This window comes from Arthrobacter sp. PvP103 (assembly GCF_017833075.1).
GTDB lineage: Bacteria > Actinomycetota > Actinomycetes > Actinomycetales > Micrococcaceae > Arthrobacter.
Window position 1 is genome coordinate 616,962 of sequence record NZ_JAFIBQ010000001.1, and the last position, 23,879, is coordinate 640,840.

At 66.5% G+C, this 23,879-nt stretch carries 24 protein-coding genes and 1 pseudogene; 7 read left to right on the forward strand and 18 right to left on the reverse strand.

The features are described 5' to 3' along the window. Positions 1-132 precede the first annotated feature (132 nt). Positions 133-1,263, forward strand: a complete 1,131-nt coding sequence (locus JOE41_RS02875) for an ADP-ribosylglycohydrolase family protein (RefSeq protein WP_209750777.1) — start codon at positions 133-135, stop codon at positions 1,261-1,263. On the opposite strand, the gene JOE41_RS02880 is transcribed toward JOE41_RS02875, so the two are convergent. Both JOE41_RS02880 and JOE41_RS02885 read right to left on the reverse strand, forming a co-directional pair. Next, positions 1,250-1,834, reverse strand: a complete 585-nt coding sequence (locus JOE41_RS02880; RefSeq protein WP_245200607.1) for a DUF4395 domain-containing protein — start codon at positions 1,832-1,834, stop codon at positions 1,250-1,252. The genes JOE41_RS02875 and JOE41_RS02880 overlap by 14 nt on opposite strands. 94 nt (positions 1,835-1,928) lie before the next feature. Then, complete coding sequence (locus JOE41_RS02885) at positions 1,929-2,942, reverse strand: exonuclease domain-containing protein (protein ID WP_209750779.1); 1,014 nt, start codon at positions 2,940-2,942, stop codon at positions 1,929-1,931. A gap of 139 nt (positions 2,943-3,081) precedes the next feature. Here JOE41_RS02885 and JOE41_RS02890 point away from each other — a divergent pair, with 139 nt between their 5' ends. Further along, complete coding sequence (locus JOE41_RS02890; RefSeq protein ID WP_011692420.1) at positions 3,082-3,852, forward strand: VTT domain-containing protein; 771 nt, start codon at positions 3,082-3,084, stop codon at positions 3,850-3,852. A 76-nt stretch (positions 3,853-3,928) separates the two neighbouring features. On the opposite strand, the gene rdgB is transcribed toward JOE41_RS02890, so the two are convergent. The 6 genes and pseudogenes from rdgB to clpS all read right to left on the reverse strand — a co-directional run bounded on the left by rdgB (position 3,929) and on the right by clpS (position 8,306). Beyond that, positions 3,929-4,633 (reverse strand): RdgB/HAM1 family non-canonical purine NTP pyrophosphatase, encoded by a 705-nt coding sequence (gene rdgB / locus JOE41_RS02895; protein ID WP_011692421.1) that lies wholly within the window; start codon positions 4,631-4,633, stop codon positions 3,929-3,931. Continuing rightward, on the reverse strand, positions 4,630-5,388 hold the full coding sequence (rph, locus tag JOE41_RS02900; protein ID WP_011692422.1) for a ribonuclease PH: 759 nt from the start codon (positions 5,386-5,388) through the stop codon (positions 4,630-4,632). The genes rdgB and rph overlap by 4 nt, the downstream gene beginning before the upstream one ends. A 63-nt stretch (positions 5,389-5,451) precedes the next feature. Then, a complete protein-coding gene (locus JOE41_RS02905) occupies positions 5,452-6,249 on the reverse strand; it encodes an MBL fold metallo-hydrolase (protein ID WP_209753516.1) in 798 nt (265 codons plus the stop codon). A 6-nt stretch (positions 6,250-6,255) separates the two neighbouring features. Further along, positions 6,256-7,302 (reverse strand): annotated as a pseudogene (gene murI / locus JOE41_RS02910) (glutamate racemase); the annotation flags it as partial. A gap of 76 nt (positions 7,303-7,378) precedes the next feature. Next, complete coding sequence (locus tag JOE41_RS02915; protein ID WP_011692425.1) at positions 7,379-7,945, reverse strand: DUF2017 domain-containing protein; 567 nt, start codon at positions 7,943-7,945, stop codon at positions 7,379-7,381. Next, on the reverse strand, positions 7,938-8,306 hold the full coding sequence (clpS, locus tag JOE41_RS02920; RefSeq protein WP_011692426.1) for an ATP-dependent Clp protease adapter ClpS: 369 nt from the start codon (positions 8,304-8,306) through the stop codon (positions 7,938-7,940). Before clpS ends, JOE41_RS02915 begins: the two co-directional genes overlap by 8 nt. A 37-nt stretch (positions 8,307-8,343) precedes the next feature. On the opposite strand from clpS, the gene JOE41_RS02925 reads away from it, so the two are divergent. Together JOE41_RS02925 and JOE41_RS02930 are read left to right on the forward strand one after the other, a co-directional pair. Beyond that, positions 8,344-9,672 (forward strand): nicotinate phosphoribosyltransferase, encoded by a 1,329-nt coding sequence (locus JOE41_RS02925; RefSeq protein WP_307800656.1) that lies wholly within the window; start codon positions 8,344-8,346, stop codon positions 9,670-9,672. After that, positions 9,672-10,322: an isochorismatase family protein gene (locus JOE41_RS02930; RefSeq protein ID WP_209750781.1), complete on the forward strand. Its 651-nt coding sequence runs from the start codon at positions 9,672-9,674 to the stop codon at positions 10,320-10,322. Before JOE41_RS02925 ends, JOE41_RS02930 begins: the two co-directional genes overlap by 1 nt. Before the next feature lie 51 nt (positions 10,323-10,373). On the opposite strand, the gene JOE41_RS02935 is transcribed toward JOE41_RS02930, so the two are convergent. The 8 genes from JOE41_RS02935 to JOE41_RS02970 form a co-directional block, all read right to left on the reverse strand. After that, positions 10,374-12,149 carry a DEAD/DEAH box helicase gene (locus tag JOE41_RS02935; RefSeq protein WP_011692429.1) on the reverse strand — a complete coding sequence of 592 codons (1,776 nt, stop codon included), beginning with the start codon at positions 12,147-12,149 and terminating at the stop codon, positions 10,374-10,376. Between the two features lie 216 nt (positions 12,150-12,365). Next, positions 12,366-12,701, reverse strand: coding sequence for a DUF3039 domain-containing protein (locus JOE41_RS02940; RefSeq protein ID WP_043429870.1), 336 nt, complete (start codon positions 12,699-12,701; stop codon positions 12,366-12,368). A 38-nt stretch (positions 12,702-12,739) separates the two neighbouring features. Further along, positions 12,740-13,522, reverse strand: coding sequence for a glucosamine-6-phosphate deaminase (nagB, locus tag JOE41_RS02945; RefSeq protein ID WP_209750783.1), 783 nt, complete (start codon positions 13,520-13,522; stop codon positions 12,740-12,742). Positions 13,523-13,562: 40 nt separating this feature from the next. Beyond that, on the reverse strand, positions 13,563-15,134 hold the full coding sequence (locus tag JOE41_RS02950) for a hypothetical protein (protein WP_011692432.1): 1,572 nt from the start codon (positions 15,132-15,134) through the stop codon (positions 13,563-13,565). Next, positions 15,116-15,922, reverse strand: a complete 807-nt coding sequence (locus JOE41_RS02955; RefSeq protein ID WP_011692433.1) for an ABC transporter ATP-binding protein — start codon at positions 15,920-15,922, stop codon at positions 15,116-15,118. Before JOE41_RS02955 ends, JOE41_RS02950 begins: the two co-directional genes overlap by 19 nt. Before the next feature lie 55 nt (positions 15,923-15,977). Further along, positions 15,978-17,078, reverse strand: coding sequence for an NADH:flavin oxidoreductase/NADH oxidase (locus JOE41_RS02960; protein ID WP_011692434.1), 1,101 nt, complete (start codon positions 17,076-17,078; stop codon positions 15,978-15,980). Next, complete coding sequence (locus JOE41_RS02965) at positions 17,078-18,088, reverse strand: tetratricopeptide repeat protein (RefSeq protein WP_209750785.1); 1,011 nt, start codon at positions 18,086-18,088, stop codon at positions 17,078-17,080. Before JOE41_RS02965 ends, JOE41_RS02960 begins: the two co-directional genes overlap by 1 nt. 51 nt (positions 18,089-18,139) lie before the next feature. Further along, the gene (locus JOE41_RS02970; RefSeq protein ID WP_052309695.1) at positions 18,140-19,930 is read right to left on the reverse strand and encodes a hypothetical protein; all 1,791 of its coding nucleotides are present in this window, start codon (positions 19,928-19,930) and stop codon (positions 18,140-18,142) included. A gap of 193 nt (positions 19,931-20,123) precedes the next feature. Here JOE41_RS02970 and JOE41_RS02975 point away from each other — a divergent pair, with 193 nt between their 5' ends. Next, entirely contained in the window at positions 20,124-21,422 is a 1,299-nt protein-coding gene (locus tag JOE41_RS02975) for an AI-2E family transporter (protein ID WP_043430814.1), read from the forward strand. A 9-nt stretch (positions 21,423-21,431) separates the two neighbouring features. On the opposite strand, the gene JOE41_RS02980 is transcribed toward JOE41_RS02975, so the two are convergent. Both JOE41_RS02980 and JOE41_RS02985 read right to left on the reverse strand, forming a co-directional pair. Next, entirely contained in the window at positions 21,432-22,232 is an 801-nt protein-coding gene (locus JOE41_RS02980) for an alpha/beta hydrolase (protein ID WP_011692438.1), read from the reverse strand. Between the two features lie 10 nt (positions 22,233-22,242). Then, positions 22,243-22,587, reverse strand: coding sequence for a hypothetical protein (locus tag JOE41_RS02985; RefSeq protein WP_043482553.1), 345 nt, complete (start codon positions 22,585-22,587; stop codon positions 22,243-22,245). A 69-nt stretch (positions 22,588-22,656) separates the two neighbouring features. On the opposite strand from JOE41_RS02985, the gene nucS reads away from it, so the two are divergent. Together nucS and JOE41_RS02995 are read left to right on the forward strand one after the other, a co-directional pair. Then, positions 22,657-23,352: an endonuclease NucS gene (nucS, locus tag JOE41_RS02990; protein WP_011692440.1), complete on the forward strand. Its 696-nt coding sequence runs from the start codon at positions 22,657-22,659 to the stop codon at positions 23,350-23,352. Between the two features lie 295 nt (positions 23,353-23,647). Beyond that, positions 23,648-23,851, forward strand: coding sequence for a cold-shock protein (locus tag JOE41_RS02995; protein ID WP_011692441.1), 204 nt, complete (start codon positions 23,648-23,650; stop codon positions 23,849-23,851). The last annotated feature ends 28 nt before the right edge of the window (positions 23,852-23,879 follow it).

Consider the following 23,879-nt stretch of genomic DNA (forward strand, 5'->3'; position numbering starts at 1 on the left):
CTGTCCGACGTATTCTGCCAACTGAGTCTGGACGCTTGCTGGGTTCGAGCTTAGCCCGCGGCACGCCGTCGCAGCGACCGGGGCCCCTGCCACCGGCGACTCCACGGGCCTGCCCGGGGTAAATTTACAGTCATGAGCACTGAACCTACCCGCCCGCCGGCACCGACGCCCCAGTCCCGGATCCATGGCTGCCTGCTGGGCGGCGCCCTAGGCGATTCCCTCGGCTATGCCGTGGAATTCGACGATATTTCCGCCATCCGGAGCCGCTTTGGCCCCGCGGGACTTCAGGATTTTTCAGCGCTCGACGCCGGCAGCCACTTTTCGGACGACACCCAAATGACGCTGTATACAGTGGACGGACTCGTGGAGGCGCTGGAGTGGGCCAATGCCGGCACAGCCGCCGATGCCAACGCGTGTGTGTGGCTCGCCTACCTGCGTTGGCTGGCCACGCAGGGTGTGCCTGTCCCTCCGTCGGCTCCGGTTCCGCAACCGCGGTGGATCGACGGCCAGGCGGCCCTGAAGCACCGGCGTGCGCCCGGAAACGCCTGCCTCAGCGGCCTCGCCACGGGTGAAATGGGAACCGTGTACCGTCCGGTCAATCCGGAGTCGAAGGGCTGCGGAACGGTGATGCGCTCGGCGCCGTTCGGCCTGATTCCGCATATTCCTGCCGACGCGGTGTACAAGCTGAGCACCGATGCGGCTTCATTGACCCACGGCCACCGTTCAGCGCGGCAGAGCGCAGGGACTTTCAGCCTTCTGATCCATGCCCTTGTAAGTGGCCAAAGTCTCCTGGACGCGGCCAACTATGCCTTCGCCCATGCCCGGGGCCGGGACGACGCAGAGCCGGCGCTTATTGCTCGGCTGGAGCGGGCCTTTCAACTCGCGGGAGTTTCCGGGCACGCGGGTTCCGGCCGCAGCCTCGGCCCCGAGGACCTGGTGCGGGAACTCGGAGAGGGCTGGGTGGCAGAGGAAGCCCTCGCCGTCGCGCTATACGCGGTGCTGGCCACAGCACCGGCACGGGATAAGGCGGCCGACGCCGCGCCGGAGACCGCGGGCGTGGACCCGCAATCACATTTCCGCGAGGCCATTGTGCTGGCCGTGAATCACAGCGGAGACAGCGACTCCACCGGTTCCATTGCCGGAAACATCCTGGGAGCCCTGTACGGCGAGGAAGGCCTTCCGGCGGAGTGGCTGGAGTCCCTGGAAGCACCGGAGGTCATCCGGGGCATGGCCGGTCAACTGGTCAAGGTTACGATCGCCTGAGGGCGATGTTGTTGCAGGCCTCGCAGATGTCCTCCGGGATGAGCCCGCGGCCCTGAAGGAAACCGAAGATCGCGCAGCCCAGGCAGAACCCTGCGAACGCCTCCAGCGAGGCTGCAAGGACCAGGACCGCCAGGAGCACCCAGGCAGCCGGTGCGAGCCCTGCCGCGAGCAGCAGCGCCGCGGCAGTCGACATGGCTGCACCGATGCCCTGCGCGAAGCGCTTGGGCGGACCGGGCACAAGCTTGGCCCGCCCGAGGCGCGGCGCCAGGACCTTGACGGAGAGCTGGGCCAGCGGGGAAATCCTGGGGCCGAACAGCACGCGCAGCCAGAAGCCGGCGGCAATGACAGCCAGTCCCCAGCCCCAGCCGGTCAACAGCGTGACGGCGGCCAGCACCACAACGAGGCCCGCGGTGATCCGGGCGGCATACTCGTTGACCGGGTTGGGGAACTCGAACACCTTGCGCCAGTCCACCCCGGCGCGCCGGTTTCCCTCCGCAATGGCAGCGCCGGCGGCGGGGGCGGCATCAGCCGCGGTGACAGGGGTGGAATCGGTGACCCGCAATTTGCCCATGGTGCAAGGCTAGGAGGCCGCCGGCAGCACCGGAAGCATTGTTGCGCCGTATGACCGTCCGGCGCCCCTCCGGCGACCGCCCGTGAAGCAGCAGCTACATCAGGGCGGCGGCCGCGGTCACCTGCCCGCCGACCATTTGCAGGAACTCACCTTCGGACAGCACCTCGATGCGCTGGCCCCGCTCGTGGAGTTCCAGGACCCGCCGCGCCTTGCCCGTCAGGCGGCCGGAGCGGAGGTCCGAAGCCACAAAGCCGTCGCCGACCACCAGCACCGTGGTCCGGCCGGTCACCCGGCTTTCCGGCTGTGCACCGAACTCCGCGGACAGGACCTTGGCTTCGGGCCTGGGCATGGCCAGCTCGCCCGTGAACACGACAGTCTGCCCGAACAGCGGATGGCCGGGTTCGGCGTCGGAATTCGGCGCGGGGTTGGCCCCTTCCTCAGGCCAGCCTGGCGTGAACGGCCGTGCCGCGGTTCCGGTGCCGCCAGCCGCGCCCAAGGCTGTCAAGGTTGCTTTCGACAGACCGTCGCGGGCGGGATCAAACGCCTGCTGGTGCTGCAGCGAAAGCCCAAGGGACAGATAGAGTTCGGCGATGCTGCCGGCGCCGTTCCGTCGCGCAATGTCGATCAGGATTCCAGCACATGCCCTGGCATCCTCAGCCGCGTCGTGGTGGTTGACCAGCGGGACGCCGGCTTCCTCGGCAGCGTAGGGCAGCGAATTGGAGACCAGCGAATAGCAGCGGCGGGACAGCATCACCGTGCACACATAGTCGTAGGCGGGGCCCGGCAGCCCGGACACTTCCAGTGCTGACCGGATCACGCCCAGGTCGAAGGCCGCGTTGTGCGCGGCCAGGACATCGCCGCCAATGAATGCGCCGATCTCGGGGAAGAGTTCGCCAAAGCGCGGCAGGCCGGCCACGTCCTCGGGCCTGATGCCGTGGATCCGCACATTGTGGTAGTCGAACCGGTCGTGGTCTTCAGGCGGACGCATCAGCCAGGAGGCCTCCTCCACCACCACGCCGCCGCGGACCTTGCTCAGGCCAACGGCGCACGGCGAACCGCGGAAGCCGTTGGCTGTCTCGAAGTCGATCGCCGTAAAGTCCAAACCCACGGCTCAACTTTACCGCCGGCCGGCCCGTGCCCCGGCACCGCACCCCCGCCTGTCGCTGGTGTCGGTGGTCACGCGACGCCCTTGCGGGACGGGCCCGGCACCGGCGGTCCAGTAACCTTGAGTGGTGAACCTACATGCGATGAGTGACTTTGCCGTGTCCACCCTCGGGGGTGCGGGACCGGTGCAGCCGCACCTGGCCTCGTTCCTTCCCGACTGGCTCAACCCCCAGATCTTCCTGGCCGATCCGGCACTTGCCCCCTGGGTGGTGCTGCTGGTCTGCGGCATCATTTTCGCCGAGACGGGTCTGCTGATCGGATTCTTCCTCCCCGGCGACTCCATGCTGTTCACTGCCGGCCTCCTCGTGGCCACGGACACCATCAAGTTCAACATCTGGCTGTTCTCCGCGCTGATCATCGTTGCGGCCATCATCGGCAACCAGACCGGCTATCTCATTGGTTCCAAAGCCGGCCCGGCCATTTTCAACAAGCCGGACTCAAAACTGTTCAAGCGTGAAAACGTCGAAAGCGCGCACGCCTTCTTCGAAAAGCACGGCGGCAAGGCGCTGATCCTGGCGCGCTTCGTACCCATCATCCGCACGTTCGTACCGGTCATCGTGGGCGTCGCGCAGATGAGCAAGCGGAAGTTCTTCCTCTTTAACGTCATCGGCGCCGTGCTCTGGGGCGGCGGCGTCACGCTGCTCGGCTACCTGCTGGGTGACCGGGTGCCGTGGGTCCGTGAAAACCTGGACATCATCTTCATCGTGATCGTGCTGGTCTCCGTGATCCCCATCGGCATCGAAGTACTCCGCGGGCTGTCCGCCAAGCGTCAGGCCGATCACTTCGGCACGGACGCCGTGGACGAGTTCATCGAAGAGCACGAACCGGAAGAAGAGCGAAAAACGAACATGTAGCTCCGGCTGACGGATAGCACTGCACATGACTGAAGGCGCCCCCGTGCGGGGGCGCCTTCAACCGTTTCCGGGACCGCTAGACCCTGTTCCGCAGGCCTTGTTCGGCCAACGCCTCGACGATGGACGGCAGCAGCGCCCTGAACGCCTGGCCCCGATGGCTGATGGCGTTCTTTTCCTCCGGGCTCAACTCGGCGCAGCTGCGGTCAAGGCCACTCGGCTGGAGCACGGGGTCGTAGCCGAATCCGCCCTCGCCACGCGGCTCGCGCAGCAGCGATCCTTCGAGCTGGCCATACTCCACCACCTCGCGCCCGCCGTCCGCTGCCGGGCCGGGCACGGCGAGCGCCGCGGCACAGACGAAAGCGGCGCCGCGGTACTCGTCCGGAACATCGGCAAGTTGCGCCAGCAGAAGCTGCAGGTTGGCGTAGTCGTCGCCATGCCGGCCGCTCCACCGTGCCGAAAAGATTCCCGGTGCCCCGCCAAGGACATCCACCGAGAGGCCCGAATCGTCGGCAATGGCCACCAGGCCGGTAGCCTCCGCCACTGCCCGGGCCTTCAGCAGCGAGTTCTCGGCAAACGTCACGCCGGTTTCGGCGACATCCGGCGCGCCGACGGCACCGGCGTCCACCACCTGGGTGTCGACGTCGAGCCCTGGCACCTGTCCGCGCAGCAGCTCCCGCAGTTCCCTGAGCTTGCCCTTGTTGTGCGTTGCCAGGACCAGCACCGGAGCCGCAGCGGCGGGGGCGGGCAGGCCGTCATGGCGGATCCCGTCGGGCTGGGTCACGGGGCTTCCGCCAGGGTCTCGCGCTGGATGGCGGCGAGCTGCTCGGTGCCCAGCAGGGCCAGGTCCAGCAGCTGGTTCAGCTCGTCGCGGTCGAAGGGTGCGCCCTCCGCGGTGCCCTGCACCTCCACGAACTTGCCTGAACCGGTGACCACCACGTTCATGTCGGTCTCGGCGCGAACATCCTCGACGTAGGGCAGGTCCAGCATGGGGACGCCGTCGATGATGCCGACCGACACGGCGGCGATCGTGTCGATGAGCGGCTGGGCGTTCTTGGAGATAATCTTGTTTTCCCGTGCGAAGCGGATGGCTTCCGCGAGCGCCACATAGGCTCCGGTGATGGCGGCGGTGCGCGTGCCGCCGTCGGCCTGCAGGACATCGCAGTCCAGCACGATCGTGTTTTCGCCAAGCGCCTTGGTGTCGATGATGGAACGGAGCGAACGGCCGATCAGCCGGGAAATCTCGTGGGTGCGGCCGCCGATCTTGCCCTTCACGGACTCACGGGCGGATCGGGTGTTGGTGGCGCGGGGCAGCATGGCATACTCGGCGGTGACCCAGCCACGGCCCTCCCCCTTGAGCCAGCGCGGCACGCCTTCGGTGAGGGAAGCCGTGCACAGCACCCGGGTATTACCGAATTCGATCAGGGCCGAACCTTCGGCCTGCTTGGACCAGCCGCGGGTGATGCTGATCGGGCGGAGCTGATCAGGGGTACGGCCGTCGGCACGAATGACGGGGGTGGCAATTGCTTCAGAAGTCATGCCTTTAGCTTATCGACCCGCCCCGGCCTGCCCGGACCACAACTGCCCCGTGCGGCCCGCGCCTCAGATGGTGTAGTGCACGCCCGCGACGGCCACAGCAACGTGCTGGCCGAAAACCTTCTTGGCTTCCGCCATTACGGTTGTCTGCGAAGTCCACACCGGAATGTGGGTCAGCAGCAACCGGCGGGCACCGGCGGCCACAGCGGCCTCGCCAGCGCGTTTGCCGGTCAGGTGGACGTCCTTGATGTCGTCGTCGCGGCCTTCCTCGAAGGCTGCCTCGCACAGGAACAGGTCGGCGTCCTTGGCGGCGTCCTCCAGCCCGGAACACGAGTCGGTGTCACCCGAGTACGTGAGGACACGGGTGACGGGCATGCCGTCCCCGGACGGTTCGGTGACTTCGACGCGAAGGGCATAGGCCTCCTCCACGGGGTGGTTCACCGCGAAGGGCGTCACGGTGTACGGTCCGACAGTCACCGACTGCCGTTCCGTCCAGTTGGTGAAGTCGAATTCCTCATGCATGCCCGGGTCCAGTTCCAGCCCGTACGCCGTGGCCATCCGGTCGGCAGTGGCGGCAGGTCCCCAAACCGGGATCCGGTCACGGCCCCAGCCGCCCGGCTTCCAGCGCACGGCCACGTGCAGCCCGCACAGGTCCATGCAATGGTCCGGATGGAGGTGGGTGAGGAAGATCGCGTCGATGTCCTCCAAGTCCGTGTACCGCTGGATGGCGCCCAGTGCCCCGCTGCCAAGGTCCATGACGATCTTCCAGGTCCGCTCGCCGTCGTGGGCAGTCAACAGGTAGCACGACGCCGGAGAGCCCGGTCCGGGGAAGGACCCGGTGCAGCCAACAATGGTCAATTTCACCGGCGGGCCCCCCCCGGCCGCGGATCCGCCGACGAAGTTGGAAATCCGTGGCCGGGAAGCGCCGGCCTGCGCGGCCGCGATCATTTCGGGCGTAATTTTCGCCAGGCTGCCGGTGGGGTACTGCGCGGCGACGTGGTCCACATGCCGAACGCTGAGCACCTCGGGCCCCAGGAAACGCCTGGCCAGGGTTTCGAACTGGCCTGCTTCACCAGTGGCAATGAAGTGGTGCTCGGGCGGTGCTTCAAGGGTCCGCTGCAGGTCGTGCGAGACAAGCGCCCGGTACACGTCTTTGGCGGTTTCCTCGGCGCTGGACACGAGGGTGACGTCCTCCCCCATGACGTAGGAGATCACTCCGGTGAGCAGGGGGTAGTGCGTGCAGCCAAGCACAACCGTGTCCACGCCGGCGGTGCGAAGCGGCTCCAGGTACTCCCGGGCCACGGCCAGCAGTTCCGGGCCCGTGGTGATGCCGGCCTCCACGTAGCTGACGAATGCCGGGCATGCCACGGAGGTGATGTGCAGGTCGGGCGCGGCGGCGAAGGTGTCCTCGTAGGCGCGGGAGCCTATGGTGGCGGAGGTACCGATGACGCCCACCCGGCCGCTCCGGGTGGCGGCCACTGCCCGCCGCACGGCAGGCTGGATGACTTCGATGACGGGGATCCCGTAGCGGGCCGTGTACCGTTCACGGGCGTCCCGCAGCACGGCGGCGGAGGCCGAGTTGCAGGCGATGGTCAGCAGCTTGACACCGGAGTCCACCAGCTCATCCATGACGCCGAGGGCGTTGGCGCGGACCTCGGCGATGGGCAGCGGACCGTAGGGGCCGTTGGCCGTGTCCCCCACGTAAAGGATCGATTCATTGGGCAGCTGGTCGATGATGGACCGCGCCACGGTCAGTCCTCCGACGCCGGAGTCGAAGATGCCGATGGGCCGCGAGCCCATGGGGCTGTCGTCCGGGCTGCTCGCTGGGGATTCCGCCACAGCTGGCGCTGCCGGATCCATGCTCGATGCTGAAGTCATGATTATTCGAGGATAGGGCTTCCCTGATGGTGCGGCCATTACATTGTGTCGCCCGACTCATGTCGGATGGGTCACACTTGGCCGGCCGCCCGCACGGGAACGCGGGCCGGTTCGGTCAGCCGCGCGACTCCATGGACTGCAGCATGGCCTGCACCAGCGATTCCTGCAGCCACGTGGTGAAGTTGTAAACCAGCGCGAGGTAGCTTTCAACATCCTCGGCCTGGGACCAGTCCTGCATGGTATGGACATGTTCGGCGTCGGCGTCATCCCGGATGTCGAGTCTTTCGGCCAGGACAAGCCGGACGTCGTTGAGCGCCTGCGACCAGTGCCTGGCATCGGCCTGCGAAAGAACCAGTTCGTTGGTGTCCAGCCCCAGGGCGGCTGCCCGCAGGGCGCCGATTTTGTTTTCCCGCAGGGAGCGTTCCGTGAGCTGGCGGAACTCCAATGAGGCGGCGTCGTCGTCCTTCGTCACATTGGGCAGCAGCCGCCGCAGTGCGCGGTCCGACGGTTCCCGGACATTCATGTCCAACCCGATCAGGGCAGTGAGCGGATCTTCGCTGGCACTCTCGGCCGGCTGAAGCATGGAGATGACGTCGTCGATCAGGCTGCGCAGCAGTTCCCGTTCCGCCGGCTCCAGGTACCCGGTAATGCCTTTGATCCCGTATTTGAATGCCTTAGCCACGTTTGCCTTTGCCCTTGCCGGATCCGCCGTCTTTTCCGCCGCCGGCGGCTTTTTCCACCGTCGCCCACAACCCGAAGCCATGCATGGCGACGGCGTGCTGTTCCACCTGCTCCTTGCTGCCGTGCGCCACGATGGAACGTCCTTTCTTGTGGACCTCCATCATGAGCTTGTTGGCTTTGGGCTCTGAATAGCCGAAGTAACTCTGGAAGACGTAGCTCACATAGCTCATCAGGTTGACGGGATCGTTCCAGATCACCAGGTTCCAGGGAATGTCCGGGGCCGTCAGGGCGTCGGTGGACGTCACAGTTCCGGTCTGGGTGCTCTCCCGGGTGTCAGGGCCGAGCGCAACGCTTAGGGTCATCTGTCCATTCTAGGGCGATGCGCACTAGAGTGAATTCGTGAGTACCTCTGCTGGCTGGGACCATCCCCGCACGTCCTTGTACACCGACCATTACGAGCTGACCATGCTCCAGGCCGCGCTGCACTCCGGTGCCGCACACCGGAAGTCGGTGTTTGAGGCGTTCGCCCGCAGGCTCCCGGACGGCCGCCGCTACGGGATCGTGGCCGGAACAGGCCGGCTGCTGGAGGGCATCGCGGACTTCCGGTTCGGCGGCCCCGAGCTGGACTTCCTCCGCAGTTCCGGGGTGGTCAACGCCGAAACCCTGGACTACCTGGCCGGGTTCCGTTTCACCGGGGACATCTGGGGCTATGCCGAGGGCGAAGCGTATTTCCCCAACTCCCCCATCCTGATTGTGGAGTCGACGTTCGCGGAGGCCTGCATCCTGGAAACCTACATTCTCTCGGTGCTCAACCACGACAGCGCCATCGCCTCCGCGGCGTCCCGGATGATCACCGCCGCAGGGAACCGGCCCTGCATCGAAATGGGATCCCGGAGGACCCAGGAGGAGTCTGCGGCCGCGGCAGCACGTGCCGCCGTCATCGCCGGCTTCGACAGCACTTCCAACCTCGAAGCCGGCCGGCGCTACGGCATCAAGACGGTGGGCACCGCCGCCCATTCCTTCACTCTTCTGCACGACACCGAACGGGAAGCCTTTGAGGCGCAGATCGCCTCCCTGGGCAGCGGAACCTCGCTGCTGGTGGACACGTACGACGTCGAAGCGGCCGTCCGTACGGCCGTTGACCTGGCGGGTCCCCAACTGGGGGCCGTCCGGCTGGACTCCGGGGACCTCGTGGCGCAGGCCCAGTGGGTACGTCAATTGCTGGACGAACTGGGCAACGAGAACACCAAGATCGTGGTCACCTCCGACCTGGATGAATACGCCATTGCGGCGCTGCAGTCGGCGCCCGTTGATTCCTATGGTGTGGGCACCTCGCTGGTCACCGGCTCCGGCGCCCCCACCGCGAGTATGGTGTACAAGCTCGTCAGCCGCACGGACGACTCCGGGGAATTCGTGTCCGTGGCCAAAGCGGCCAAGAACAAGACGAGCAAGGGCGGCCGGAAGTACGCGCTGCGGAGACTGAATGAACGGGGCGTCGCCACCCACGAGATCGTCGGGGTGGGCTACCGTCCCGAGGACGACGGCAACGACCGCCAGTTGCTGCAGCAGTTCATCAAGAACGGCGAGCTCCTCCCCGGCTGGACCGGAACCGAGGGCGTCTTCCGCGCCCGCCAGCGCCACATGGACTCGATGGCGGAACTGCCGCCCGTCGTCAACCGCCTGCAGCGCGGCGAGGCGGCCATTCCCACCGTTTATGAGGAGAACTGATGTCACGCGCCCTGATCATTGTTGATGTGCAGAACGATTTCTGCGAGGGCGGATCCCTGGCCGTCAAGGGCGGGGCCGACGTCGCGGGCGCCATCAGCGAGTACGTGGACGCCTACCACGGTCAGTTCGACCACATCGTGGCTACGCAGGACTGGCACATCGAGCCCGGCGCCCACTTCTCCGAAGCCCCCGACTTCATCGACAGCTGGCCTCCGCACTGCGTTGCCGGCACGCCCGGCGCGGAGCTGCATCCGGACCTGGACACCGAGTACATCCAGGCCTATTTCCGGAAGGGCCAGTTCACTGCCGCCTACTCCGGCTTCGAAGGCATCCTGGCTCCGGAGGACGAGGTGCCTACGGGCGAGCGCAAACCCGGTGCCCTTCCTTTGCCGGACGACGCTGAGGAGCTCACCGCGGCTTCATTCGCCGACGAGGACGCCATCGGCCTGGACGACTGGCTGCAGAGCCACGACGTGGAGGACGTCGTCATCGTGGGCATCGCCACCGATTACTGCGTCATGGCAACGGCCCTGGATGCCGTCCAGGCCGGCTATTCGGTTACGGTGGTCCGGAACCTGACGGCCGGGATCGCTGCCGACCTTGACGACGCCTTCGCCGAGATGGAACTCGGCGGCGTGGACCTCGCCTGATCCGGCGCTCCTTCGACAGCCCGCCCCGGCCGCGCCCTACCTTGCCGCGCCCTACTTGCGGCCGATGAACCAGTCCTGAAGCTTCCGCAGCCTGGCCTGCAGCTGTTCCTCATTCGCCTGCGCCACCGGCGGGCCGCCGCACACGGTGCGGAGCTTCGTGTGCACCACGCCGTGCGGAGTCCCGGTCCGGGCGGACCAGGCAGCCACGTTCTTTGCAAGTTCGTTGCGCAGGTCCATCAGCATCCGGTGGTCCGGCACGGTGGGAGCCGGTGCGCTCTCGGGGGCCCTCAGCTTCTTGCGGCTTTGCTGTTCGTGCTGGCGCTGGCGCAGCAGCGTTCCCACCTGCTCGGCGTCCAGCAGGCCCGGAATGCCCAGAAAGTCCAGTTCGTCGTCGGATCCGATGTCGCCGCCGGTGCCGAACTCGCCGCCGTCGAACAGCACGCGGTCGAATGATGCCTGCGAGTCCAAGGCCTCGAACTTGCCCTTGGTGAGGCTGTCGGAGGCTTTGTCCTCCCGGTTGGCCTCGTCCATGAGCGAGTCTTCGGGGTTGAACAGGCCGTCGGCGTCCTCTTTCTCCGGCCGGTCCAGGGCGTGGTCCCGTTCGGCTTCCATCGAGTTCGCCAGCGCGGTCAGCTGGGGCACTGACGGGAGGAACACGGAGGCGGTTTCGCCGCGCTTGCGGGCGCGCACAAAACGGCCCACGGCTTGGGCGAAGAACAATGGCGTGGACGTGGAGGTGGCGTAAACGCCCACCGAAAGCCGGGGCACGTCAACGCCTTCGGACACCATGCGGACGGCCACCATCCAGCGTTTCTCGCTGGCGGTGAATTCCTCGATCTTGCTGGAGGCCTTGGCGTCATCAGAAAGGATCACGGTGGGAGATTCACCGGTGATCTTCTTCAGCTGGCCGGCGTAGGCGCGGGCAGCGTCGTGGTCTGTGGCGATCACGAGGCCGCCGGCGTCAGGCACGGTGCGGCGGACCTCGCTCAGGCGCTTGTCCGCCCCGGCCAGGACAGCCGGGATCCACTCACCGGCCGGGTTGAGGGCCGTCCGCCAGGCGTGGGCAATGATGTCCTTGGTGACTGCCGATTCACCCAGCGAAGCCGCCATCTCCTCACCGCCGCTGGTGCGCCAGCGCATTTGTCCCGAGTACGCCATGAACATCACCGGACGGACCACATGGTCGCGGAGGGCGTTGCCGTAGCCGTACGTGTAGTCCGCCTTGGAGCGGCGGATGCCGTCCCGGTCCTCGGCGTACTCCACAAACGGAATGGGCGATGTGTCGGAGCGGAAGGGCGTTCCCGTCAGCGATAGCCGGCGTGCGGCGGGGTCGAAGGCCTCACGGAGGCCGTCACCCCAGGACAGCGCTTCGCCGCCGTGGTGGATCTCGTCGAGGATCACCAGGGTCCGGGCCGCTTCCGTCTTGGCGCGGTGCAGCATGGGCTTGCTGGCCACCTGGGCATAGGTCACGGCCACGCCGATGAAGCCACGGCCGTGCTGTCCGTCCGAGTTCTTGAAGTTGGGGTCGATCGCGATGCCGACCCGTGCCGCCGCATCAGCCCACTGGCGTTTGAGGTGGTCCGTGGGCGCCACGATGGTCACACGGTTCACGGTGCCGGCCTCGATCAGCATCGACGCCACGCGCAGGGCGAAGGTGGTCTTGCCTGCCCCGGGGGTTGCCACCGCCAGGAAGTCCTTGGGGCCGGTTGCGAAATAGCGGTCGAGCGCTTCCTGCTGCCATGCACGGAGCTTCGGCGCGGTTCCCCACGCTGCCCGTTCCGGGTAGGCCGGTGGCAGCGTTGGCCCGCCAAAGAGTGTCTCCGTCACGCAGAGCCCTCAATTCCCCGCATTGCGGCAGCCGTGAGCGAAAGACACATATACATAAACACCAATCTGTTCCGGAGGAGCCGCACTGGTCCGGTCATCAAAATCTTAGTAGGCACGGGGACACGCGCAGCAGAGATCAGCGCCCCGTGGTTGTATTGCCCCGCCACCGCAGGACGGGCCGGTCACCCGAATCAGCCGGGTGACCGGTAACCGGCACTACTTGCCGGAATCGCCGTCGGAGCCCTTGCCGCCGTCCGAACCGGGACGCAGGCCTTCATAGACCTCTTTGCACTGCGGGCAGACCGGGAACTTCTGGGGATCGCGGCCCGGGGTCCACACTTTTCCGCACAGTGCGATGACCGGATCGCCCGTCATGGCGGATTCCATGATCTTTTCTTTGCGCACGTAGTGGGAGAACCGTTCCCGGTCGCCGGGTTCCACTTCCTGGCGCAGTTCCTCGCGCTCGATAGTGGCTGTGGACGTTCCTGCTCCGGAAAGCTCACGCATCGGGTCGTTTTCGAGGGGGTCCGTCATGCTAGTCATGGCATCCATCTTAGCCGTTGCGCCGGACAAAAAACCGGACCTCCGGGCTACAGGCCCTGCCAGGCTGGCTTGCTGTCATAGGTGTGGCGGTAGTAGTCCGCCAGCCGCAGGGATGACGCGGCGGCCTCGTCCACCAGGACGGTGACGTGCGGGTGCATCTGCAGGACGGACGCGGCACAGATGGCGGCCACCGGACCTTCCACGAAGTCCCGGACCGCCTGCGCCTTCTGCGCACCGGTGGCAATCAGGATGACATGGCGGGCGTCCATGATGGTGCCCAGCCCCTGGGTGAGCACATGGTGGGGAACATCATGGATGTTTGTGAAGAACCGGGCGTTGTCCCGGCGTGTCTGTTCGATGAGGCTCTTGATCCGCGTCCTGGACGCCAGCGAGGAGCCGGGCTCGTTGAATCCGATGTGGCCGTCGGTGCCTATCCCCAGCAGCTGGAGGTCCACCCCTCCGGCGGCCTTGATGGCGTCTTCGTAGGCCTGGCAGGCCGCCAGAATATCCGCCGCGGAGCCATCGGGGTGATGCACGTTCCCGGGAGCAATGTTCACCCGGTCCGTGAACTCCCGGCGGATGACCTCGCGGTAGGACTGCGGGTGCCCCGGTTCAAGCCCCACGTATTCGTCCAGCGCAAACGCCTGGACGCGGCTGAAGTCGAGGCCGGCCTGCTCGTGCCGGCGGGCGAGTTCGTCGTAGACCGGCAGCGGTGAGGACCCGGTTGCCAGACCGAGCACCGCGTCCGGTTTCCGGCGCAGCAACGCCTCGATGGCATCCGCGGCGAGCGCCCCGATCTGTTTGCTCCCCGGAAGAATAACCACTTCCATGGCCTACCGCCTTTCGCATCCTGTAGTACCCATCATGCCCCTAACGGTTGACTGAGAGCTGAGCCAGGAGTTCAGGGCCGCGGGCGTCCAGCCATTTCCCGCCGAGTCGGACACCTGCGGCGAAGAGGAGCAACCCCAGGGCCGGGCCCAGCACCAGGTTGATCCATCCGGGCACCATGCTGCCCGTGACGGACTGCGCGACGACCAGGGCAGCTTCCGGCAGCACCAGCACCAGCAAAATGCCCATCCCGCCGAACTGCACCGCCATGGTCTGGGCGACGTTTCCCGGTGGCTTCTTGAACGGACTGTCGCCCGGAAGCGGGACCGCCACCGTATACCGTGCCGAGATGACCGATGCCAGGCCAAGGCCGGTGAACAGGACACCCAGGGAGAGTCCGAGCCGCGCCGGCAGCCATTCCCAGTCGCCGGTAAAGAAGAACGGGCCGACGCTGAAGACCAGCACGATGGGAAATGCGAACGCCAGGCAGGCGAGGGCGCGCCCGAGCCTGTCATGGACGCCGCGGACCCCGCTGGACAAATGCAGGGCGAACGCCGTGTTGTCATAGGACACATCCGCGGAAATCGACCACGCCAGCAGGAACGCTGCCAACGGACCGATGATCGCCAGGACCCCGTAGTTCCCGGTCTGGCTCGCCTGGAAGAACATGAGGACGGGCAGCAGCGGAATGACCACCAGGGATCCCGAGTACCGGGGGTCCCGGATCCAGTACGTGAGGGCCCGGGCCGTAATGGCGCCGGTGGGCGTGGCCGGCAGCACCCCGAAGAGGCCCATCCGGCCGGCGCGCTTCCTGCCGCTGGCAGCGTAGGGCGGTGTGACCAGGGCACGCTGCAGGAGCATCTTCCAGCACCAGGCCAGGCCTGCCAATGTTGCCAGGGCGATCAGGAGCTTCAGCACGGCAGGTCCGTACTGGCCTGCCGCGGTGTCTCCGCCCAGCGACCACGCGGCACCGGCCGGTGTCCAGGCCAGGATCCGTGCTAGGCCGGACAGGAAACCGGCGGAGCCGGCGGCTCCCTGGGCCAGGAATGCCACGATCGGCCCCATCAACATCAGCGGCACCATAAAGGCGAGCGCACTGACGTCCTTGAACCGCCGGGAGGATGCCAGGCCGGCAGTCGCCGTCGTCACCACTTTGGAAAGGACAATGCATGTCAGCACGCCCAGGACGGCTCCCGCTAAGGCGGCCACAGCCGGGGGCCATCCCCTGCTCCAGGTGCCCACCGTGGCCAGCGCTACGAGTGCGGTTGCGATGCCGGGGATCCCGATCAGTCCGCCGAGGGCCAGGCCGGTGAGCAACTGGGGCATGGGGACTGCCGCGGTGGTGAAGCGCGCCGGGTCCAGGGTCATGTCAGCTGAAGAGGCAATGACGGGAACCAGTGCCCAGCCCAGGAACGCTGCGACACCGCCCAGTACCACCACGGTCTGGGCGAGCTCCAGGCTTGCGGTCCGGAGCAGCACAAGCGCCACCCCAAAGAAGCCGGCAATGCCGACGGCATACAGTCCCCCGATGATCAGCCCCAGCAGCTGCCAGGGGCTGCGCCGGAGGCTGTTGCGCAGGAGCGTCACTTTGAGCCTTAGAAGGTGCGCAACCATTCCAGGCCCTCCGTTTGGCTGCGGCCGCCCACCAGCTGGACAAACCGGTCCTCCAGCGAAGCTCCGGCCCGGACTTCCTCCACCGTGCCGGCCGCCAGCAGCCGGCCTCCGGCAACCACGGCAACGTGGTCGCACATCCGCTGCACCAGGTCCATGACGTGGCTGGAGACGATCACCGTCCCGCCGGATTCAACATAGCGGTCCAGGATGTCCCGGATATTCGCCGCGGAAACCGGGTCAACCGACTCAAAGGGTTCATCCAGCACCAGCAATCTGGGGGCGTGGATGAGGGCGGAAGCCAGGGCGATCTTCTTGGTCATGCCGGCGGAATAATCCACCACGAGGGTTCCGGCGTCGGCGCTGAGATCAAGTGCGGCGAGGAGTTCCGCCACCCGGGCGGACACCACGTCCTTGTTCATCCCCCGCAGCAGGCCCGCATAGCTCACCAGCTGTTCGCCCGTCAGCCGGTCGAACAGCCGGACGCCGTCGGTGAGGATGCCCATAAGCTTCTTGGCGTCAAGGGGCCGGGCCCAGACGTCCACGCCGTGCACCAGCGCCGTGCCGAAGTCCGGCCGGAGCAGCCCCGTAGCCATGGAAAGCGTGGTGGTCTTCCCTGCGCCGTTGGGACCCACAATCCCGTAGAAGGACCCTGCCGGCACATCCAGGCTGATCCCGTCCACCGCGATCTTCCCGCCGAAGCGTTTTGCCAGGCCGCGGATCGACAGGGCGGGAACAGGGTGCTGCTGGGGGCTGGCCGGCGGACGTATCCCGGGTTGCGGTTCAGTCATGGTGCCAGCGTAGCCTCCCGGGCGCCTCGGGAGGATCGTCCGAAAGGGCTACTTCCTAGAACGAGTGGCGCGGAACGGCGCGTTCATATTGCGGGACCCACGGCAGCTCGTGGCCGAGCTCGAAGGCGGCGCGCAGCCACCAGTGCGGGTCGCGGAGGGCAGCGCGGGCAATGAAGACCCCGTCCGCCTGTCCGGTGGCCACAGCGTGTTCCGCCTGCCCGGCCGACGTGAGCAGTCCCACGGTGCCGGTGCGGACGCCTGCCTCGCGACGGATCCGGGCCGCGAACCCGGTCTGGTAACCCGGGCCGGCCGGAATCTGCTGGTGCGCCACGGCACCCCCGCTGGAGACGTCCACCAGGTCCACACCGCGTTCTGCGGCGGCACTGGCCAGCCGGACCGAGGCGGCGGCGTCGATACCGCCGTCGGCCCAGTCCGAGGCGGAGATGCGCAGCAGCAGCGGCATCGAATCAGGGATGACATTCCGTACTGCATCCACCACGGCCAGGGTAAGCCGGTTGCGCCCGGGCTCGTCGCCGCCCCAGGCATCTGTCCTGTCGTTGATCAGCGGGCTCTGGAACTGGTGCAGCAGGTAACCGTGGGCGCCGTGGATTTCAATTGTGTCGAAACCTGCGTCGACCGCCCGGACGGCAGCCGCTGCAAAATCCGCAATGACGCCGTCAATCTCCGCCGCTGTCAAGGCTGCAGGTGGCGCATAGCCGTCGAACGCCCCGGTGCCGGGCCCCACTGTCTCCCAGCCGCCGTCGGACGCCGGCACTGAGCCGTGCTTCCCCGAGAAGGGCCAGTAGGTCGAGGCCTTGCGGCCCGCGTGCGCCAGCTGCGTGCCGATTTTTGCGTCAGCAGCGCCGTAGCGGTGCACAAACGCCGTGATCCGCTCCCACGCCGCGGCCTGTTCGTCGTTGTAAAGGCCTGCGTCACGCGGGCTGATCCGGCCTGCCGCATTCACTGCGGCCGCCTCGGTGAGGATCAGGGCCGCTCCCCCGGCGGCGAAGGACCCCAGATGCATGAGGTGCCAGTCATGCGGGACGCCTTCACCGGTGTCCGGGCCGCAGCTGTACTGGCACATGGGCGAAACCCAGCCGCGGTGGCGCAGCTTCAGCGAGCGCAGCTCCAGCGGTGAAAACAGGGCCGAGTGCATTAAAACAGCACCCGCGCCAGTCCCTGCCGCGCCTTGGCAACGCGTTCATCAGACGGACCCACCACCTCGAAGAGCTCGAGCAGCCGTACGCGGGCGGTCTCACGCTCCGGGCCGAAGTTCCGGCCGATGAAACCGACGATCCGGCCCAGGGCGTCATCGATGTGCCCGCCGGCGATGTCCAGGTCCGCCACACCCAGCTGCGCATCAAGGTTGTCCGGCTCTTCGGCCGCGAGTTTGCGGAGCGCTTCGCCGTCCGGACCGGTCAGGGACTGCAGCCGCGCCATCAGCTCCACCTGGGCGAGTCCTGCCTTGGCTTCGGCATCCGCCGGCATCTCCAGCAGGGCCTGGCGGTAGGACGCGGCAGCGGCAGCGTAGTCTCCCGCCTCGATGGCGTCGAAGGCTGCCTGGTGCAGTGGCGGCAGCGGGGCCGGTTCGGCCTCGGCAGTTGCGGTGCCTGCACCGCCCAGGCTGCCGGTGACGCCGTTGGCGGCTGCAACCTTAAGCAGTTCATCCAGCAGGCTGCGCACCTGCTGTTCGTCGGCTCCGCCCTGGAACAGGGGAACGGGCTGTCCCTTCACCACCGCCACGGCGGTGGGGACAGCCTGGACCTGGAATGCCTGGGCAAGCTGGGGGAAGGCGTCGATGTCCGCGGCACCAAGGACCAGCCGGCCGCCATAGCTGTTGATGATGCCTTCAAGGACGTTGATCAGGTCGCCCGAGGCGGGTGAATAGCTTGCCCAGAGGCCGAAGACCACAGGCACCTGCGCGGACAGCTCAACGAGCTGCTGGAAGTTTCCCTCGGTGACATCCACGCGGAGCGGCTGGCCGCCGGTGTCCGGCGCCGTCCCCTGGGCAGAGGCCGGCTGGCCGGGGCCAGGCTGCCCGCCGGCGGGCGACTGCCCGGCCGGTGGCGCGGTGCGCTGTTTCAGGCTGGAAAGGTCGACGGCGCCGCGCAGGTTGAGCTGGCTGGCAGCGGCTGAAGGGACTGGACGGGAGGCTGGCGAACTCATAGCCTCCACTCTAGCCACTCCGGCCGCTGCCGGTCATACCCGCGTCGGAGGCTACTTGAAGCTGGCTCCCACAAGTCCGCGGGTGGCGGCCACGAGCTTCATCGGGTCCTTGGATCCGGCCGGCGGGATGTAGACGGCCGCTGACTCGGCGAAGTTGAGCACCATGCCGGAGCTCGTTTCCTTGCCGCCGGCCAGCACGGCTGCGTCGTCACCGATCGCCAGCTTGTCGCCCTCAGCCTTGGGTGTGCCGTCGAACGCGAAGTTCAACCGGCCCAGGACCAGGGCGCCGCCGTCCGCGGTGCGGAATACCACGGTGTCCTCGGGGACCACCTTGTGCGTGAAGCTGAAGTTGCCGTTGACACCGGTCTTGGCCACATCGGCCTGGTAGGCCAGGGTGTCGGCGATGTACGGCGAGGACTGGCCCTCCACGAGCTTGTCCTTGAACGTCGAATCTGCCTTGGTCAGGCGGTCGCCCAGTCCGGCTAGGGCTTCCTGGCCGCTGTAAAGCAGGCCGGACTTGTCGTCAGCGGCAAGGGTTTCCGTTCCGGTGCGTCCGATGGCGGGGAACGTGGTGCCCGGCTGCAGCGGGGTGGTTTCCACGAGCTTGTAGTTCTCGCGGGGGGATTTCTGCACGAGGGTCAGCAGCTGGGGCACAACGTTGCCCTCGCCCTGGGTGACCGCCAAGACCGAACGGGGCCACGCGCGCTTGCTGGTGACGACGGTGGTCAGCAGCTTAGTGGCGCGGACAGGCATGCGTGCCTCGTATGCGCCCACCTGCGAGCGGATTTTGTAGTTCTGGGTGCGGACCTCAAGCTCGGTGCGGTCCACACGGGGCTTCAGCTTGGCTGCGTCCTTGGCGGCGTCGCCGGCGTCCACGGTACTGGAAACCTGTTCCAGGATGCGGCGGAACTGGGCATCCAGCAGCACCGGTGAGTCGGGGGCGGTGTCCGCGCCGGCTGCCTCGCTTGATGACGGCGACGGAGCGGGGCTCGTGGCTGCCTGGGCAGCTACGCCGGTTCCGGCCACGATGGTGGCGGCGAGGGCGGCCATGGCCACTCCGGCGCGCGTGGGGCTGAAGGTGGCAGTGCCGGGACGCTTGTCGACGGGCGACTCAGCGGGCGAGGGTGCGTCAGGTGCCGGCGTGCCGGCCGGGCGGGCTGCGCGTGCACGGCGGATCAGCTTGTCCTTCAGGGATTCGCCGGCGTCGTCCCCGCCAACTCCGGCGGGCTTGCCGCCCTTGGGCTTGATCACCAGCAGCGCCAGACCGGCCAGCATCAGGAGGCCGCCGAGCACCATCAACGGCACGGCCCACGGAGTTGACGTGTCGTTGGGGAACGTCATGGAGATGGACGACGGTGCCGGCTTGGTGCCGTCCGAGGCCAGCAGGAGTGACCACTCGCCGTCTGCGGGGGCGCTCCAGGTGTAGTTCAGTTCACCGCTGGCATTCTCGGTGGTAACCCAGAGATCGGAGCCGGCGGGCGATGGCGCGGCTGCTTCGCCGTCCGTGTGCGTGAGCTGGAGCGATTTGCTGTCTTCGGAAACGCCGGAGACCGTGTTGTGGGCCGTTTTGCCTACCCAGGCGTCGACGTCGTCGGGACGGCCTGCCGCCAGCATGAAGCTGCCTTCGCCCTTGACATTGATCTTGACCGTACCCCCGTGAAGGGTCCGCAATTTTTGGTCGATAACGGTCAGTGGTGCGGCGGTGCCGTCGGATGGCGCCGAGGCTGTCACGGTCTCGGCCGGAGCCCAGATGGTCTTCTGTCCTACGCCGGCCAGCAGTGTCAGGAGGCCGAGCAGCACTAGTGCAACTGCAGTCTTGAAACGCAAAGGGATACCTATCATCAGCGGGGGTTTACTTTCAATAGTAACCATTTTGTTACCAATGAGTCAGATCGGAGCTTGGTTCCCAGCCTAGGGCAACCGGCCGCGCCAAGGGGAAAACAGGGCGCTGACAGGCCTGCTGATAGTGTTTGCGATGATCATCACACGGTCCCGCAGCAGCGGCGCCACAGACGGTAAAGGGCCCCAAAACGCAGTGACTGAACACACGGATTCGTCCACCCCAGGACACGAAGCCACGCCCGAATCCGGTCCCCGGGAGAATGCCCCGGGCAGTTCGCAGCACGAGCGCAAACCGGTGCTGCCGGGCCTGGCCGCGGCACTGCTGCGCAGGCTGCGGACGCCCCTTCCCGGTGCGCAGCCCCGGCTCCGCTTCGAGATGCCGCCCGACTTCGATGAAGATTCCATTACACCCGAAACCGAGACCAGTACCCGCTTTGGGCATCCCGGTCCGCGCATGTCGTCCCAGCATCCCTTATATATGGGTTTCATGGGCACCGTGGGCGTCGGGCTGGCCTTGCTCGTGTATTGGATTGGGTCGAACACCACACAGCTCCTGCTCTGGATCGTGACCGCGCTGTTCATCGCCCTGGGCCTGGACCCTGTGGTGCGCTGGCTGGAAGGACGCAAGCTCCCGCGGCCCATCGGCATCCTGGTCTCCGTCACGGTCCTCGTCTCCGCTGTTGCCGGATTCTTCGCCACGCTGATCCCCACCATCGTCCAGCAGGTCACCCAGGTCGTACAGGAAGCACCCCGCTGGATCCAGGACTTCATCGATTCGGATTTCTTCCGCAGTGTTGACGACCAGTTCGGCGTGCGGGAGCGCATTACGCAGGAGCTGGAAAAGTTTGTCAACAATCCGGATGCCATGGGTGGCATCTTCGGCGGCGTCGTGGGCTTCGGATCGACGGTGGCCAACGGACTCTTCGGAACCCTGATCGTCCTAGTGCTCAGCCTTTACTTCCTCGCGGCCCTTCCCGCCATGAAAAAGTGGGGGTACCGGCTGGCGCCCCGCTCGCGCCGGGCCCGGGTGGAGGCGCTTTCGGAAGAGATCACCGGGTCCGTGGGCAACTACGTTATCGGCCAGGCCTGCGTCGCCCTCCTCAACGCGACGTTTGCGTTCATCGTGATGTCCATCGTCGGCGTTCCGTTTGCCGTGCTGCTGGCGTTCGTCGTGGCCCTGCTGGCTTTCATCCCCCTGGTCGGCGGAATGATTGCGGGCGTGCTGGTCACGCTGATCGCGCTGACCGCAGGCTGGCAGACCGCCCTTGTCTACGCCATTTGCTACTTTGCCTACCTGCAGTTCGAGGCCTACTTCATCTCACCCCGCATCATGCAAAAAGCTGTGGCTGTGCCGGGCGCAGTGGCTGTCATCTCGGTGATCGCCGGAGGCAGCCTCCTCGGCGTCCTCGGCGCCCTCATCGCCATTCCCACTGCTGCCGCGGTCATGCTGCTCGTGAAGGAAATCTTCATCGTCCGCCAGGATAAGCACTAGCCCCGGGGCTTACGGCGTTGCCGAGGCGACGGGCCCGCTCCATTCCTGTGGCAGGCCGTCGGGGCCAGCGCCCCGCACCGTGACCTCGTCCACGATTTCGTTGAGCACCCGGGAGGCGTACTTCTCCCCCACCCACAGGTGCTTGGCGCCGTCGACACCCACAACCTCGGCCTGCGGCACCAGGCTGAAGCGCTCTGCGGCGGCCGCCGGCTGGAGGTAGTCGTCATGTTCGGGGACCAGCACTTTCATGGGCTTGCCGGAGGCGGCCCATTCCTGCAGGTGCGCGTCTGTAGCACGGTGCAGCGGGGGTGAAAGCAGCACGGCGCCTTCCACCAGTGATGCCACGGGATCCGTTGCGCCGTACATGAGGGCCAGCTCCGTTCCGAACGACCAGCCCACCAGCCAGCGGTTGGGCAGATCCCTCGACGCTGCGAACCGCACGGCCGCCTCGACGTCGAGCCGTTCACCGATGCCCTCCTCGAACCGGCCCTCGCTAGTCCCGCGGGGCGAACTGGTCCCCCTGGTATTGAACCTGAGGACAGCGACGCCGGCGAGTGCCGGCAGCCGGTAGGAGGCCTTGCGATAAACGTGCGAGTCCATGAAGCCGCCATGGGTGGGCAGGGGATGCAGCGTGATCAGCGTGGCACTGATCCCGCCCGATTCGGGGACAGCCAGCTCGCCAACGAGGACGTGACCATCCTCGGTACGTAGTTCGATGTTTTCCCGGCGGGCCGGGAGGACGGTTGAAGCCCGGATGGCGGTTGCTTCGGAGGGCTGGCTGAATACGAACGACGCCGGGTCAAAAGTCATGACTAACAGCTTAGCGATAGCGGTACGTGCGTGACGTCCAGCAGTTCGAGTGCCAGTGCCTGCGCTCCGCAAGCCCCGCGGCCGCGCCGAAGAGGTGGTCCTCCGCCCAGACCACCAGGTGCTCCACGCCGGGAAGGACTGCAGTCGAGCACCCCGGACAGATGTAGGCTTTTTCGGCACGTTTGGCCGTCATGGTGCGGACCATCCACTCGCCGTCGGGGGCACTTTCCCGCCGCGCGATCCCCGACCGGGCGCGCTCAAGGTCAAGCTCCGGCACGGGACCCGCGGCGTGCTTGCGGCTGGCCTGTCCCAGCTTTCCGGAGGCGGCACGGCGGGGGCGGTTGGAACGGGGCATGCTTCCATTCTGCCCCAGCAGACGACCGGCGCTGTCGCTGCGCGGCGCCCAGAAGGTAGTGTATACCGGGTGCGTTTAGTCATAGCCCGTTGTTCTGTTGATTATGTCGGCCGCCTCAAGGCCCATCTGCCTCTTGCCACCAGGCTTCTGCTGGTCAAGGCGGACGGGTCCGTGCTGGTGCACTCCGACGGCGGCTCCTACAAGCCGCTGAACTGGATGAGCCCTCCGGCCAGCCTTCGGGTCTCCACTCCCGACGAAGTGGACCTGGAGCTCGGCGTCACTGAACAGTGGACGGTCCAGTCCGCGAAGACCGATGACCGGCTCATCATCAACATCCACGAGCAGCTGCACGATACCTCCCACGAGCTGGGCCAGGATCCGGGCCTCATAAAGGACGGCGTCGAGGCTGACCTGCAGCGGCTGCTGGCTGACCAGATCGAGCGGCTCGGCACCGGATTTTCGCTGATCCGGCGCGAGTACTTCACCGCCATTGGTCCCGTGGACATCCTCGCCAGGGACGCCGACGGCGCCACGGTGGCCATTGAACTAAAAAGGCGCGGCGACATCGACGGCGTCGAACAGCTGACCCGCTACCTTGAGCTCCTCAACAGGGATCCGCTGCTGGCACCGGTCCGCGGCATCTTCGCCGCGCAGCAGATCAAGCCGCAGGCCAAGGTGCTGGCCAACGACCGCGGCATCGACTGCGTCACCCTGGACTACGACGCCATGCGCGGCGTCGACGACAGCGAATCACGCCTCTTCTAATAGGCGGCCGGTCAATCGCCCGGTGCTCTGTCATAACGAAGCGGTTCACAAGGACTTTACGCAAAATTTATCGAATTCCCTCTTTTGCCCGTTGACCTGACGCAACCCACGTGAAATTCTTATATAAGTCTTTGTGTAGGTGTTTTTCATGCTCGCAAGACATGTTGCGAGCGCGAAGCTTCGTCAGCTAGTGTCCGGTACCACCGGGCGGCAAGCCAGGATTCTTCTCGCGGAGTGACCAAGTACGGCACGAAGTGTGCCGGACTTAAGCAAGTTCCATAATGAGGAGAAATAAATGGCACAGGGAACCGTCAAGTGGTTCAACGCTGAAAAGGGCTTCGGCTTCATTACCCCGGACGACTCCGATGGTGATGTCTTTGTTCACTACTCTGAGATCCAGACCGGCGGATTCAAGACCCTCGACGAGAACCAGCGCGTTCAGTTCGAGATCGGTCAGGGCGCCAAGGGCCCCCAGGCTACCGGCGTAACTCTGGTCTAGTCCCTCGTCGGATTGCCGCCTGTCGGCG

Bases quoted from the DNA above. Each gene is read 5' to 3' on its own strand.
- JOE41_RS02875 (WP_209750777.1), top strand. From the start codon at position 133: ATGAGCACTGAACCTACCCGCCCGCCGGCACCGACGCCCCAGTCCCGG.
- JOE41_RS02880 (WP_245200607.1), bottom strand. From the start codon at position 1,834: ATGGGCAAATTGCGGGTCACCGATTCCACCCCTGTCACCGCGGCTGAT.
- JOE41_RS02890 (WP_011692420.1), top strand. From the start codon at position 3,082: ATGAGTGACTTTGCCGTGTCCACCCTCGGGGGTGCGGGACCGGTGCAG.
- rph (WP_011692422.1), bottom strand. From the start codon at position 5,388: ATGACTTCTGAAGCAATTGCCACCCCCGTCATTCGTGCCGACGGCCGT.
- clpS (WP_011692426.1), bottom strand. From the start codon at position 8,306: ATGACCCTAAGCGTTGCGCTCGGCCCTGACACCCGGGAGAGCACCCAG.
- JOE41_RS02930 (WP_209750781.1), top strand. From the start codon at position 9,672: ATGTCACGCGCCCTGATCATTGTTGATGTGCAGAACGATTTCTGCGAG.
- JOE41_RS02940 (WP_043429870.1), bottom strand. From the start codon at position 12,701: ATGGATGCCATGACTAGCATGACGGACCCCCTCGAAAACGACCCGATG.
- nagB (WP_209750783.1), bottom strand. From the start codon at position 13,522: ATGGAAGTGGTTATTCTTCCGGGGAGCAAACAGATCGGGGCGCTCGCC.
- JOE41_RS02950 (WP_011692432.1), bottom strand. From the start codon at position 15,134: ATGGTTGCGCACCTTCTAAGGCTCAAAGTGACGCTCCTGCGCAACAGC.
- JOE41_RS02955 (WP_011692433.1), bottom strand. From the start codon at position 15,922: ATGACTGAACCGCAACCCGGGATACGTCCGCCGGCCAGCCCCCAGCAG.
- JOE41_RS02960 (WP_011692434.1), bottom strand. From the start codon at position 17,078: ATGCACTCGGCCCTGTTTTCACCGCTGGAGCTGCGCTCGCTGAAGCTG.
- JOE41_RS02965 (WP_209750785.1), bottom strand. From the start codon at position 18,088: ATGAGTTCGCCAGCCTCCCGTCCAGTCCCTTCAGCCGCTGCCAGCCAG.
- JOE41_RS02970 (WP_052309695.1), bottom strand. From the start codon at position 19,930: ATGATAGGTATCCCTTTGCGTTTCAAGACTGCAGTTGCACTAGTGCTG.
- JOE41_RS02980 (WP_011692438.1), bottom strand. From the start codon at position 22,232: ATGACTTTTGACCCGGCGTCGTTCGTATTCAGCCAGCCCTCCGAAGCA.
- JOE41_RS02985 (WP_043482553.1), bottom strand. From the start codon at position 22,587: ATGCCCCGTTCCAACCGCCCCCGCCGTGCCGCCTCCGGAAAGCTGGGA.
- JOE41_RS02995 (WP_011692441.1), top strand. From the start codon at position 23,648: ATGGCACAGGGAACCGTCAAGTGGTTCAACGCTGAAAAGGGCTTCGGC.